The sequence below is a fragment of the Kitasatospora sp. NPDC001225 genome, from assembly GCF_053597855.1.
The window spans coordinates 1-12,830 of record NZ_JBSFJC010000105.1 but is presented as its reverse complement, the minus strand read 5'-3'; the positions used below and the strand labels follow the sequence as shown (position 1 = coordinate 12,830).

Below are 12,830 nucleotides of genomic sequence, written 5' to 3'. Positions count from 1 at the left end.
GGTCAGCCCCGGTTCCGGGCGGCGAAGGCGTCGAAGGAGGCCGGGGCGGCGGGGGCGCCGGGGGCCTCCTCGTGACGGACCGGGGTGGTGAGCTTCTGGCCGACCTGCTGCACCAGGGTGTGCATCGCGACGGACATCACCTCGGCGTCCACCTCCTGGGAGGCGACCACGGCCAGGTGGGTGCCCTGGGCGGCGGCGATGACGAACAGCCAGCACTCGGCGAGCTCGACGATCACCTGGTGCACCGGGCCGCCGTCGAACAGCGCCCCGACCCCGCGGGCCAGGCTCTGCTGGCCGGTGGCGACGGCGGCCAGGCGCTCGGCGTCGGCCCGCTCGATGGTGCGGGAGTGGCTGACCACGAGGCCGTCGTCGGAGAGCAGGACGGCGTTCCTGGTCCCGGGCACCGAGTCGACGAGTCCGTCCAGCAGCCAGTCCAGGTCCTGGTGGGTGGCGATCGTGCGGTTCATCACTGCTCATCCGTTCGTGTGGTTCGGGGGTCCGCGGCCGGAAGGGCCCAGGGGGCGGGCGCGGGTGCGGGGGAGGGCTCCGGCGGGGTGGCGGGCAGGCGGTGCTCGCCGCTGTCCTGGGCCCGGGCGGCGCGGGACTGCCGCTGGAAGGCGCCGATCGCCGCACCCGAGCGCCGTACCGGGCGCTCGGTGCGCTGGAACGGTCCCGCGGGCGGGGTGTCCCCGGCGGGCCGCTCGACCCACTGCGGCTGGGCCGGCGGGGGCACCCGCAGCTCGGCCGCCAGGCTGGCCTGCCGGACGCGCTGCGGCAGCGGGGGCTGGCCGGCCTGGGCCGGGCTGAACGGCACCGAGGTCCGGTACTCGCGGGGCTGGCGCCGCTCGGCCAGCCGGTAGTGGTCGGCCGGGCGGTACTGCTCGTCGGCGTACGGGGCCTCGGCCTCGGTGACCCGGGCGTAGGCGATGTCCGGGTAGGCCGGGGCGTCCTGGGCGGGCGCCGGGTCGGCCGGGGAGGTGTGCTCGATCGGCTGCTCCGGCTGGTGGTCGGGCCGGGCAGCCGTGGCGGGCTGCTCCACTCCGTACGACGGCACGGGGCCGGTGGACGGTTCAGCGTCGTACGACGGCTCCGATCCGAAGGGCTGCCCGGACGGGTACGGCTGCTCCGCCGGGTACGCCTGCCCGGCCTGGAACGGCTGCCCGGCCTGGTACGGCTGCTCGGGCCACTCCGCCTCGAACGGAGCCGCCGGGAGGACGGCCGGGGCGGCCGGGGCGTCCGGGTCCGACGGCAGCGGCTGGACGACCGCCGGCTGGAACGGGGCCGCGGGCAGCGGGACCTCCTGGAGCGTGGCCTCCGGTGCCGCGCCCCATCCCGCCGCCGGTCCCGCGTCCGGTGCCGGCCACGTCCCGGCCTCCGCCGGGGGCAGCGGCACCGGGGCCCCGTGCGGGGCGTGGTCGCCCTGCGTGAAGGAGTCCACCGGCGCGACCGGCGGACCGGCCGGCACCGGGACGGGCGTCTCGTCGGAGGCCGAGCGGACGGCCCGGCGCGAGCGGCGCACCAGCGGGATCGGCTCGGTGGCCGTGCCGCCGGCGCCGTCCGGCAGCCCGGTGTCGCCCTCCAGGACCAGCTCGTCGGGGACGAGCACGACCGCCCGGGTGCCGCCGAAGGCGGACGGGCGGAACTCGATCCGCAGCCCGTGCAGGGCGGCCAGCCGGGAGACCACGTGGAAGCCGAGGCGGATGTCGTCGGCCCGGGCCAGCACGTCGGTGCGCGGCGGGCGGCTCATCAGCTCGTTGGCCGCGTCGTACTGCTCCGGGTCCATGCCGAGGCCCCGGTCCTCGATCTCGATCGCGAGCCCGCGGCCGACCACGGCGGCGCGCACCTCGACCGGCGTGGGCGGCTTGGAGAAGGTGGTGGCGTTCTCCATCAGCTCGGCGAGCACGTGCGCCACCGGGCCGACGGCCCGCTCGGAGAGCCAGGGGTCGCCCTCGATGTCGATCGAGATCCGCCGGTAGTCCTGCACCTCGCCCTGCGCGGCGCGCAGCACGTCCAGCAGCGGGACGGGCTTGCGCCAGCGCCGCTGCGGCTGGCCGCCGGCCATGATGACGAGGTTCTCCTCGTAGCGGCGCAGGCGGGCGGTGAGGTGGTCGAGGTCGAAGAGGCCCTCCAGGACCTCCGGGTCGTCGTGCTTGCGCTCCAGCTCGTCCAGCTTGCGCAGCTGGCGGCCGATCAGCAGCTGGGTGCGGCGGGCGATGCGCTGGAGCAGCCGCTCGAAGCCGCGGTGCTGCTCGGCCTGGCCGACGGCGGACTCCAGTGCGGCGGAGCGGGCCAGGTTGAGCGCCTGGCCGAGCCGGGCCAGCTCGTCGGTGCCGTTGCCGTGCGGGCCGTCCGTGATGGTGCGGGTCTCGGCCTCCACGTCCACCTGCTCGCCGCGGCCGAGGCGGTCGACCACCTCTGGCAGGGTGCGCTGCATCTCCTCGGCCTGGGTGTGCAGGTCCTTGATGCGGCGGCGCAGCGAGCGGCTGAGCCGCCAGGAGACGATGATCACCGCGACGACGGTGATCAGGCCGACGACGGCGGTCAGCACCACGCGGGTCAGCAGGCCCATGATGGCGCCCTTGCCGACCTCGACGATGGCGCTGGTACGGGCCTCGATCGCCTTGACCAGCGGCGGGTTGAGCTGGTCGAGGGCCTGGCGCCACTGGTCCTGGGCGGCCGGCAGTCTGACGGTGCCGTTGGCGTCGGCGGCGGTGGGCCTGGTCAGCTGCTGCTCGACGGCGGCCTTGGCCTGCCAGGCCGGGCCGTTCATCAGGTCGTGCCAGCCCTGGACCTCGGTGTCCGGGATGTACGGCAGCACCTGGACGTTGAGCAGGTGGTCCTGGGCGCCGATGGCCTGCTGGACGGCCTGGTAGTCGGCGGTGCTCAGCCGGCCGCTGGGCCAGCCGCGGGCCAGGATGGCGTCCTCCCGGGCCAGCATCTCCTTGGCCCAGAAGGCGTTGACGAGGGTCTTGGAGATCCAGGTGACCTCGCCGGTGTCGACGCGGCTGAGCGCGGTGAACAGCCGCAGGTCCACCGCGATCAGGTCGGTGTAGTACGTGTAGACCGTCTGCTGGTCGACGGAGCCGCGGTCGACGCCGGCGCGCTGCTCGACCAGCTTGCCCATCGCCTGGCGTGCCTCGGCGACGGCGGTGCGCACCTCTTCGGGCGCGTTGTCGGCGGTCTCCCCGGAGAGGGTCTGGAACTGCCGCACGGCGTCGTCGGTCAGCTGCCGCTGGCGGCGCAGCTGGTCGGCGTTGGAGCCGGGCCGGGCGAGCGCCTCGGCGCTGAGCCGGCGCTCCTCCTGGAGGTTGTAGTAGACGATGTTGGACGGTTGTCCGGCCTTCTGGGCGAGCAGGGCCTGAGCGCCCTGCCGCTGGAAGTCGAAGACCGTCTCACCGCTGGTCACGGCCCAGAGGGCGACCAGGGCGATGCTGGGGACGACGGCCAGGACGAGCAGCGCCGTCCGCAGGGACAGGCGTGGACGCCTGCGGGGGCCCTTCGGCGTCGGGGGCCGCCGATTCGCACGCGCGCGCAGAGCTGACTCCTTGGGGCTGGCGGCCGGCCGGTGAGGGGCGGGCCGTCCGGGCACGGTTTTTTGACGAAGCGATACTAGTCATACCGTGTGATTAGAGTGAAAACCCGTTCGCTGCCTGGGCTGTGCTTGCACACGGAGCGGACACAATGTCATTCATTCGTTGACCGTCCGTATGCGGAGCAGGCCCTTCCGGACTCGCCCGACACAGTGTCAACGAGACGCGCGGCCGACGGATGGCCGGGGTGTGAAAACTGTGTGACGCCCCGCCGGGACCCGCTCGGCACGCCCGCCGGGCCATCGCCCGGCCCGGATCCGCCCCTCCGGCCGCGTGGCGGCCCGTCCGGCGAGGGGGAGGGCGTGGAGGGCGGCCATCGGACCCATTTGTCAGGTTCTCTGAGGACTCGCGTACCACGGTCAGCCTACCCGGCACACGGCCGCGGACGCCCTCCGTGGGAGCCGCCGTTCCGATGACGTACCGGGAGTCGCCGAACGTGACGGGCGGGACACTCTCCACGGTGGCGGCCGGTCGTCGCGAAGTCCGTACGGCTCTGGAGCTGCGAACACGCTCGGTGGGCGGATACTGGAGGAGTGGGACGGATCGGACCGGGCGTCGCCGACAGGCCGCCGGAACGGTCCGACCACGGGCAACGGCCTCCAGGTCCCCGGGACCGCGCCGCCGGTGCAGGTCTCGGCGGGCGCCAGGAGCGCCGACGCAACGAGAGAGAGAAGCCGTGATGAGTTACTTCGGCCGTGGAGGAGACAGAGGCGGTGGTTACGGCCGTGACCGTGACCGTGGTCGTGGGCGTGATCGTGATCGTGGCCGCAACCGTCGTGGAAACCACCGTCGCCGTTTCGGCATGTGGTGACGGTGATTTCGGCTAGGACTGCGCACAACAGTCCCGACTAGCGCCATCACAGGGGCCGGCGGTACCACCGCCGGCCCCTCACCCTGGGGCCGGCACCGCCGCCACGCGGAGGGTGACGCGTCCCGGACGACGGGGCCCGGACGACGGGGCCCCGGATGACGGGTCCCCACCTCGGAAACGGCGGATCCGGACCCCGAAAGGTCGTTTCCGGACACCGGAACGACGTCTCCGAGAGCAACGGGTCGTGGCCATGCGCGAAGTGACGCCCCCGGGCGACCGGGCGGCGCGGGACGACGACGACCCGGGGCCGGTGACGGACCCGCCCGTCGTCCCGCTGCGGGAGCTGATGCGCCGGTTCTGGCCGTGGGTGCGCCCCGACGTGCGCTGGCTCCCGGTGAGCGCGGTCCTGCTCGTCCTCGGCGCCTTCGGCGAGGTCGTCTCCGTCTGGCTGTTCAAGGACCTGATCGACGACGTCCTGGTGCCCCGGCACTTCGCCGACTTCTGGCTGCTCGCCGCCCTCATGCTCGGCGCGTCCGTGGCCGCCGCGCTGTTCACCTACGGCGGCACCTACACCAGCACCAGGACCGCCGAGCGCTACATGCTGCGGCTGCGCACCGACACCCTCGCCCACCTGCACACCCTGCCGCCCGACACTCTGGAGACCCGCTGGCGCGGCGACCTGGTGGCACGGCTCACCTTCGACATCGCCGAGATCGAGCAGATGGTGGCCACCGGACTGGTCGAGGGCGCCGTGGCCGCGGTCAGCCTGCTGCTGTTCACCGGAGCCGCCTTCTACCTGAGCTGGCCGCTCACCGTGGCCGCGCTGCTGGCCGCCCCGCTGTTCGTCCTCTCCACCAGTCTGTTCGGGCGCCGCATCCGGCGCCGGGAACGGCAGGTCCAGCGCCGCGCGGGCGGCGTCACCGCGCTGCTGGAGGAGTCCCTGCGCAACGCCACCGTCACCCGGACCTGCGGCCAGGAGAGCCGCGAGGTCGAACGGGTCCACCGGGAGGGCAAGGCCCTGCTCGACGCCGAACTCTCCGCCGCCCGGGTCGCCGACCTCTACCAGCCCTTCCTCGGCGTGCTGCAACTGCTGGCCGGGCTCACGGTGGTGGGCGTCGGCGCGCTGGAGGTCATCCACGGGCAGCTCAGCCTGGGCGGCCTGCTCGCCTTCGCCGCCTTCATGGCCCAGCTGTTCGAGCCCGCTCAGCAGCTCGCCGCCCTCGTCCCGCTGGCCGGCACGGCCTGCGCCTCGGGCGAACGCGTGCTGGAACTGCACGACCTCACCAGCCCGGTGCGCGAACGCCCCACCGCCCGCGACACCGGCCCGGTCCAGGGCCGGGTCACCCTCCAGGGCGTCCGGGCCGGCTACCCCGGCGCCACCGGGACCCCCGGGCCGCCCGTCCTCACCGACCTGGACCTCGACCTGCTCCCTGGCGAGACCCTGGCCCTCGTCGGGCCCAGCGGCAGCGGCAAGTCCACCCTCGCCAAGCTCCTCGTCCGCTTCCTCGACCCGCAGGCCGGCACCGTCCGCCTCGACGGCCAGGACCTGCGCGACCTCACCCTCGTCTCGCTGCGCCAGGCCGTCACCCTGCTGCCCCAGCAGGCCCCGCTGTTCCGCGCGACCATCGCCGACAACATCGCCTACGGCCGCCCCGACGCCCCGCCCGCCGCCATCGAACGCGCCGCCCGCAACGCCGGCGCCCACGACTTCGTCACCGCGCTGCCGGACGGCTACCGCACGGTGATCGGCGCCGACGGCTTCCAGCTCTCCGGCGGCCAGAGCCAGCGCGTCGCCATCGCCCGCGCCTTCCTGCGGGACACCCCCGTGCTGGTCCTGGACGAACCCACCACCGGGCTGGACCCGCACACCGTCGAGCAGTTCGTCCCCGCGCTGCGCCGCCTGATGACCGGGCGCACCACCGTCCTGATCACCCACGACCGGGCGCTGCTGCCCCTCGCCGACCGCGTCCTCACCCTCCGGCCGCCGGGCACCGCCGGGCCGGCCGCCGGTCCGGACAGCCGCCCGGACGCCAGCCCGGTCGACGCGTTGCGCGGCCGGGAGCCGCGGAAGCCCTGAGCCGACGGCGCGGCGGCTACGCGCCGAGGTAGTGCAGGACGGCCAGGATGCGGCGGTTGTAGTCGGTGGTGCGGGGCAGGTCCAGCTTGTCGAAGACGGCGTTGAGGTTCTTCTCCACCGCGCTCATCGAGACGTGCAGCCGCTGCGCGATGGCGGCGTTGGTCCAGCCCTGGGCGAGTGCCTCCAGGACGCTGCGCTCACGCGGGGTGAGCCGGGCCAGCGGGTCGGTGCGGGTGGTGCGCACCACCAGTTGGCGCACCACCTCCGGGTCGATCACCGCGCCGCCCGCCGCGACCCGCACCAGGGCGTCCAGGAACTCGTCGACCTCCGCCACCCGGTCCTTCAGCAGGTAGCCGACCCGCTCCGCGCCCGCGTCCAACAGCCGGGCCGCGTACCCGCGTTCGATGTGCTGGGAGAGCACCAGCACGCCCACCTCCGGCCAGCGCTCGCGGATCTCCACCGCCGCCCGCAGCCCCTCGTCGGTGTGGGTCGGCGGCATCCGGATGTCCACCACCACGACGTCCGGCGGCCGTTCCGCCACCGCCGCCGTCAGCGCCGCCGCGTCGCCGACCGCGGCCAGCACCTCGTGCCCCTCCTCGGCGAGCAGCCGGACCAGGCCCTCCCGCAGCAGGGTCGAGTCCTCGGCGAGGGTCACGCGCATGGCAGCTCCGCGGTGATGACGGTCGGGCCCCCGGCGGGGCTGTGGACGTGGAGGGTACCGTCCAGCGCGGCGACCCGCCCGCGCAGGCCGGTCAGGCCGCTGCCCGCCGGGTCCGCGCCGCCGGTGCCGTCGTCCTCGACCCGTACGGTGAGCACGCCGGCGGTCCGCTCGACCAGGGCCGAGACCGCCGAGGCGGCGGAGTGCTTGGCCGCGTTGGTGACGCACTCCGACACCACGAAGTAGGCGGCGGTCCGGACGGGTTCGGGCAGCGGGCCGGCCACCTCGTAGCGGAGCCGCAACGGGACGGCGCACCGCTCGGCCACCCCGCCCAGCGCCTCCTCCAGGCCCAGGGTGTCCAGCGCCGACGGGTACGCCCGCCAGGCCACCTCGCGCAGCTCGGTCAGCACCCCCTGCGCCTCCCGGTGCGCCTGGCGCAGCAGCGCCTCCGTCCGCTCCGGGTCCTGGCGGCGGTCCAGGCCGCGCCGAGCCCGGCCGACCAGCATCGCCAGCGCGACCACCCGCTGCTGCACGCCGTCGTGCAGATCCCGCTCGATCCGCCGCCGCTCGGCGTCCACCGCCTGCACCACCGCGGCCCGGCTGTCGGCGAGTTCGGTGATCCGGCGGCGCAGCAGCTCGGCCTCGGACGGCCCGAAGCACTCCCGGGCGGTCCGGGCGTCCAGCGCGGCCAGCGAGAACAGGCCCTGCACGGCCAGGAAGAGCAGCACCCCGCCGAGCAGCACCTGGGTCGCCAGCTCCTCCCAGCCCAGCGAGCCGCGCAGCACCCCGCCGACCAGCAGGACGGCCAGCGCCAGCCCGAAGCCCAGCAGCCCCAGCACCACCCCGGCGACCAGCCCGCCGCCGCTGCGCACCGCCAGGTAGCGCAGTACCCGGCGGTCGTCCGCCCGGTAGTGGCGGGGGAAGCGGTCGCCGAAGAAGGCGCTGCGCCGGGCCCGCTCCAGGGCGGCCAGCCGGCGCACCCCGGACAGCAGGCCCGGCACCGCGTACGGGCGGGTGCGCGGCCAGAGCAGGAACGGGCCGAGGACGACGGCCGCGAGGAGGAGGTACAGCGCGGCGAGCGCGGCGCTCGGGCAGCCGAGCAGAACTCCGGTGGCCCGGCGCGGCCATGACGTGGCGTCCGCTGCATCCCCCTGCACGGGGTCCGAGCTTACGGGGCGGGCCGGGCCTGCGGGGGCGGTGGGGCCTTCGGGGCCGGTGGGTCCGGCCGGGCCGGTCACCGCGCGCGGCGGTGCTGGGCGGCGCTGTTGCGCCCGCGCCAGCGCATCACGACGTACCCGGCCACGGCCGCGGCGACCACCACCAGGACCGCCTTGGAGAACAGGCCGACGTACGTCTCCACCGTGTCCCAGCGGTCCCCGAGGAGGAACCCGGCCATCACCAGCACGCTGTTCCACACCAGGCTGCCGATCGTGGTCAGCATGACGAACGCGGGCAGCGGCATCCGCTCGACCCCGGCCGGAACGGAGATCAGGCTGCGGAAGATCGGCACCATCCGGCCCAGCAGCACCGCCTTCGTCCCGTGCCGGGCGAACCAGGCCTCGGTGCGCTCCAGGTCGGAGGCCTTGACCAGCGGCAGCCGGGCCCAGATCGCGTGCATCCGCTCCCGGCCGAACAGGGCGCCCAGCCAGTAGAGGACGACGGCCCCGGCGACCGAGCCGAGGGTCGTCCAGGTCAGCGCCGAGGCGAGGCTGATCACGCCCTGCCCGGCGGCGAAGCCCGTCAACGGCAGGATCACCTCGCTGGGCAGCGGCGGGAACAGGTTCTCCAGCGCGATCGCCAGGCCGGCCCCGGGGCCGCCCAGGGTGTCGACCAGGTCGGCCGCCCAGCCGGCGAAGCCGTCGGCGGGCTGCTGGGCGATGGCGAGGACGGTGTGCGGCATGCGGGCTCCAGGGTGGTCGCGGTGCCGGCGCCTGGTGCGCCCGGCTCTGCCCTCCACGCTAGGAACCGCAGGTCAGCGCCGGTATGCGGGTTTCCGGCGAACGCCCTGTGGTTTTCCGTACCGCCGCACCCTGTGGTTTTCCGCAGGGGCGGAGAATCCGGTGGCGGCTGGCGTGGCCGCTTTGTCAGGATGGCGCCATGGACGACGCATTCACCCTGGCCTGGCAGCATTCCGCCGGACTGGTCTTCCCCGAGGACCTGCCGATGGCCGCCGCCGGGCTGCTGGCGGCGGGCATCGGCGGGGACTCGCCCGCGCTCTGCGACCTCGCGGGGCGGCCGGGCCGGGGCGAGCCCCCGGTCGAGCTGACGGAGCTGCTGTGGCAGGCGATGGCGGAGCTGGGCCTGCCGGTGCCGGACGACGGCTTCGTCCAGCGCAGCCTCCTGCACCACACCGCGGCCCGGCTGGTGTCCGGGGAGATCACGCCGGTTGAGGCCGTCGCCATGCTCTGGTCCCGGATCGACGAGCGCACGACCGGGGCGGAGCGGCGGCTCGCGGAGCTGGTCGACCAGGTCTGCTGCCCGGGCTGCGTCGACACGTGGCCGGTCGAGGTGACGCGGGACTGGGAGCGGGAGATGAGGGCGGCGGCCGTCGAGGTGGCGTCGGCGCCCGACCACCGGAACGCCGCCTCCTGGCACCGGGGCTGAACGCGCCTCGCCCGCCGGGCGGTTGGCGATCAGCTGTTTCGGCGGCTCAGCGGTTCAGTGCGGCCACGGTCTCCCTGGTCAGCTCCCGCGCCCGGGCGACGGTGGCCGTCAGCTCCGCCGCCGACCCGCCGGGCTCGGCGAGCAGGCCGTGCGCGCGCCGGCCGAAGTACGGTGGGGCGTCCGGCAGTCGACCGGCTACGGCCAGCGCGCCCTTCTCGTTCAGGCACCAGCGGCGGTGGTGGGCGAACAGGGCCTGGACCAGGATGCCGACGGCGTGCGACAGGCAGAGCGAGACGTGCAGGGCGTCGGCGCGGACGGCGCTCTTCGCGGCGGTGTCGAGCAGGAAGCCGGCCTCCCAGGTGGCCGCGGTGAGGGCCCCGCGCAGCGGTTCCGGGTAGTCGGCGGTCTGCCGCTTGAGCCGCGTCAACTCCCCGGTGGGGTCGGCCAACGGCTGCCCGAGGGCGACCTCGCCCGGGTAGCAGGGCGACCAGAAGCCGAGCGGGTGGCCGGCCTGCGTCCCCACCTCGTAGCGGCCCGCGCGGCAGTCCGCCCACACCCGTCCGACCCGGTCGAGGTCCCGCAGGATCCAGTCCACGGCGACGCCGTCGACCCGCAGCCACGCCCCGCCGTTGACCCACGGGCCCCAGCCGCCCGGGCCGGCCACCTCGGTCTCCGGCCCGGCGAGCGCCCGCAGCGCGTCGAGGTCGGGGCCGCCCCGGTAGTACACCCCGAGGTCCCAGTCCGACTCCGGCCGCTCCTCGCCCCGTGCCCGGCTCCCGCCGAGCATCACTCCCACCACGCCCGGCACACGGGCGAGTTGACCGGCCATGTCCTCGATGATCGCGCGCATGAAGGAGATTCTGGCAGGAGAAGCGGTGTCCGCCCGGGAATTTCGGATGCGGTGGTGGCGTCCGCGGAGGCGTACCCACTCCTCGCCACTCTCAACGTACAGCGCACGGGGGGCCTTGCCGCAAGGCCCCGGTGGTGACGCAGAATCACCGCTTCGAGGACGCCGGTCCGCGAAGCACGGAAGCAGATCCGCGAAACGGGGAGTCACGAAGTGCGAGTGGTGTTGTCGACGTACGGGTCGCGCGGGGACGTCGAGCCGATGGCCGCGCTGGCGGTGCGGCTGAGGGAACTCGGCGCCGAGGTGCGGGTCTGCGCGCCGCCGGACGAGGAGTTCTCGGCGCGGCTGGCCGAGGCCGGAGTCGAGCCGGTGCCGGTCGGGCAGTCGGTGCGCGCGCTGGTCAGCGGGCCGCCGCCGAAGCCCGGGGAGCTGCCCGCGCGCGCCGCCCGGCTGGTCGAGCAGTTCCACGCGGCGGTGCTCGGGGCGGCCGAGCCGGGCGGCGCGGTGCTGGCCACCGGGCTGTTCCCGGCGGCGGCCGGCGCACAGGCGGCGGCCGAGCAACTGGGCGCCCGCTTCGTGTACGTGGCCCTCCAGCCGACCGTGCTGCCCTCCCCGCACCACCGGCCGTTCGAGTACCCGATGCTGCCCTACCCGCCGGAGGCGACCGACCCCCGGGAGCTGTGGGAGCTCAACATCGGGACGATGAACGCGCTGTTCGGCGACGCGGTCAACTCCCGCCGGGCGGCGGTCGGACTGCCCGAGGCCGACAACGTCCGGGACCACGTCCTCACCGGCCGGCCGTGGCTGGCCACCGACCCGCTGCTCGACCCGTGGCCGCGGCCCGCCGAGGCGGACGCGGCCTGGCCCGAGGCGGTGCAGACCGGCGCGTGGATCCTGCCGGACGAACGCCCGCTGCCCGCCGACCTGTCGGCCTTCCTGGCGGCCGGCGAGGCGCCGGTGTACGTCGGCTTCGGCAGCATGCCGCTGCGCGACCCGGCGGGCGCCGCCCGGGTCGCCGTCGAGGCGGTCCGGGCGCAGGGCCGCCGGGTGCTGCTCGGCCGCGGCTGGGCCCGACTGGCGGAGGTGGACGGGGCCGAGGACTGCTTCGCGGTCGGCGAGGTCAACCAGCAGGCGCTGTTCCCGAAGGTGGCCGCCGTCGTCCACCACGGCGGCGCGGGCACCACCACCACGGCCGCCCGGGCCGGGGTGCCCCAGGTGCTGGTGCCGCAGATGGTGGACCAGCCGTACTGGGCCGCGCGGGTGGCGGAGTTGGGCATCGGCGCCGCCCACGACGGCCCGACCCCGACCACCGCGTCCCTCACCGCCGCCCTGCGCCGGGCCCTCGCCCCCGCCACCCGCGAGCGCGCCGCCGCCCTCTCGGCCCGGGTCCGCACGGACGGTGCGACGGCCGCCGCGAAGCTGCTGCTCGGCTGAAGGGGGACAGGAAAGGAGCGGGAGGTCGGCCCGGCCGACGTCCCGCTCCTGCCCCGGGCTCAGGAGGCCGGTTCGGTCAGGTACTTGGCACCGGCGTCCGGGAGCTTGTTGCCGTCCTTGTCGAAGAACTGCCAGGACTTCGCCCGCATCGTCCCCGGGCGGGCCACCACCAGCTCGCGGATCGGGGAGTCGGCCACGGTGACGGGCGTCGGCTCCGTGGTGCTGCCGTCCGCCCAGGTCACCACCACCCGGCCGACGTCCGGTCCGATCGAGAGCAGCACCACGTCCAGCGGGGCCACGGTGTCGCCCTTGCCCCGGTGGCCGACCAGGCCGCCGCCGAAGACGGTCCGGTTGCGCGGGTCGACCTTGCCCGGGGCCGCCTGGGCGCCGTCGGAGTCATGGCTGAGCCGCACCCCGTCCACCGTGAAGTAGACGTTGGTGACGTCGCAGTCCGGCTGCCAGTACCGCTGGACGTACTCCTCCGTCGGCTTGGAGATCTCCGAGTCGTACCTGCTGCGCTCCTCCCACACCGCCGTCGCCTGCTCGAACGCCCGCTCCCGGGGGGCCTCCGGCCACAGCGCCTCCCACAGCTGCCACTGCTTGCCGTCCGGGGTCAGGCCCTGGCCGAGCAGCACCCGGACCGGGGTCAGCGGGTTGCGGAAGGCCGGGGCGGTCCCGTTCGGCGGGAGGGGGGTGCCCAGCCCGGGGGTGTTCGCCCGGCCGGGTACGGTCCACCGGCCGCCAGCATCCTATCGACGCCTTGTCGTGAACCGCCTCCGGGGGCCCCAGGTGTGATCAATCAGGCACTT

Annotated in this window: 11 protein-coding genes; 4 read left to right on the top strand and 7 right to left on the bottom strand. The window is 75.1% G+C overall.

What is annotated here, in order from left to right; all coding sequences use genetic code 11:
- Positions 1-2 precede the first annotated feature (2 nt).
- A complete protein-coding gene (locus tag ACWDCZ_RS29020) occupies positions 3-467 on the bottom strand; it encodes a roadblock/LC7 domain-containing protein (protein WP_049654463.1) in 465 nt (154 codons plus the stop codon).
- Entirely contained in the window at positions 467-3,406 is a 2,940-nt protein-coding gene (locus ACWDCZ_RS29015; RefSeq protein ID WP_449817377.1) for a nitrate- and nitrite sensing domain-containing protein, read from the bottom strand. Before ACWDCZ_RS29015 ends, ACWDCZ_RS29020 begins: the two co-directional genes overlap by 1 nt.
- A gap of 879 nt (positions 3,407-4,285) precedes the next feature.
- On the opposite strand from ACWDCZ_RS29015, the gene ACWDCZ_RS29010 reads away from it, so the two are divergent.
- Together ACWDCZ_RS29010 and ACWDCZ_RS29005 are read left to right on the top strand one after the other, a co-directional pair.
- Positions 4,286-4,417 (top strand): hypothetical protein, encoded by a 132-nt coding sequence (locus ACWDCZ_RS29010; protein WP_255357445.1) that lies wholly within the window; start codon positions 4,286-4,288, stop codon positions 4,415-4,417.
- 234 nt (positions 4,418-4,651) lie between these two features.
- Entirely contained in the window at positions 4,652-6,478 is a 1,827-nt protein-coding gene (locus tag ACWDCZ_RS29005; protein ID WP_074004154.1) for an ABC transporter ATP-binding protein, read from the top strand.
- A gap of 16 nt (positions 6,479-6,494) precedes the next feature.
- Here ACWDCZ_RS29005 and ACWDCZ_RS29000 read toward each other — a convergent pair whose 3' ends face one another.
- The 3 genes from ACWDCZ_RS29000 to ACWDCZ_RS28990 all read right to left on the bottom strand — a co-directional run bounded on the left by ACWDCZ_RS29000 (position 6,495) and on the right by ACWDCZ_RS28990 (position 9,036).
- A complete protein-coding gene (locus ACWDCZ_RS29000) occupies positions 6,495-7,139 on the bottom strand; it encodes a response regulator transcription factor (RefSeq protein WP_049654400.1) in 645 nt (214 codons plus the stop codon).
- On the bottom strand, positions 7,130-8,293 hold the full coding sequence (locus ACWDCZ_RS28995; RefSeq protein WP_449817376.1) for a sensor histidine kinase: 1,164 nt from the start codon (positions 8,291-8,293) through the stop codon (positions 7,130-7,132). The genes ACWDCZ_RS29000 and ACWDCZ_RS28995 overlap by 10 nt, the downstream gene beginning before the upstream one ends.
- 77 nt (positions 8,294-8,370) lie before the next feature.
- On the bottom strand, positions 8,371-9,036 hold the full coding sequence (locus ACWDCZ_RS28990) for a DedA family protein (protein ID WP_387966595.1): 666 nt from the start codon (positions 9,034-9,036) through the stop codon (positions 8,371-8,373).
- A gap of 197 nt (positions 9,037-9,233) precedes the next feature.
- Here ACWDCZ_RS28990 and ACWDCZ_RS28985 point away from each other — a divergent pair, with 197 nt between their 5' ends.
- The gene (locus tag ACWDCZ_RS28985) at positions 9,234-9,740 is read left to right on the top strand and encodes a hypothetical protein (RefSeq protein ID WP_449817375.1); all 507 of its coding nucleotides are present in this window, start codon (positions 9,234-9,236) and stop codon (positions 9,738-9,740) included.
- Positions 9,741-9,786: 46 nt separating this feature from the next.
- On the opposite strand, the gene ACWDCZ_RS28980 is transcribed toward ACWDCZ_RS28985, so the two are convergent.
- A complete protein-coding gene (locus ACWDCZ_RS28980) occupies positions 9,787-10,590 on the bottom strand; it encodes a nucleotidyltransferase family protein (RefSeq protein WP_074004157.1) in 804 nt (267 codons plus the stop codon).
- 210 nt (positions 10,591-10,800) lie between these two features.
- Here ACWDCZ_RS28980 and ACWDCZ_RS28975 point away from each other — a divergent pair, with 210 nt between their 5' ends.
- Positions 10,801-12,021: a glycosyltransferase gene (locus ACWDCZ_RS28975; protein ID WP_449817374.1), complete on the top strand. Its 1,221-nt coding sequence runs from the start codon at positions 10,801-10,803 to the stop codon at positions 12,019-12,021.
- 59 nt (positions 12,022-12,080) lie between these two features.
- Here ACWDCZ_RS28975 and ACWDCZ_RS28970 read toward each other — a convergent pair whose 3' ends face one another.
- Positions 12,081-12,656, bottom strand: a complete 576-nt coding sequence (locus ACWDCZ_RS28970) for a hypothetical protein (RefSeq protein ID WP_449817373.1) — start codon at positions 12,654-12,656, stop codon at positions 12,081-12,083.
- Positions 12,657-12,830 lie beyond the last annotated feature (174 nt).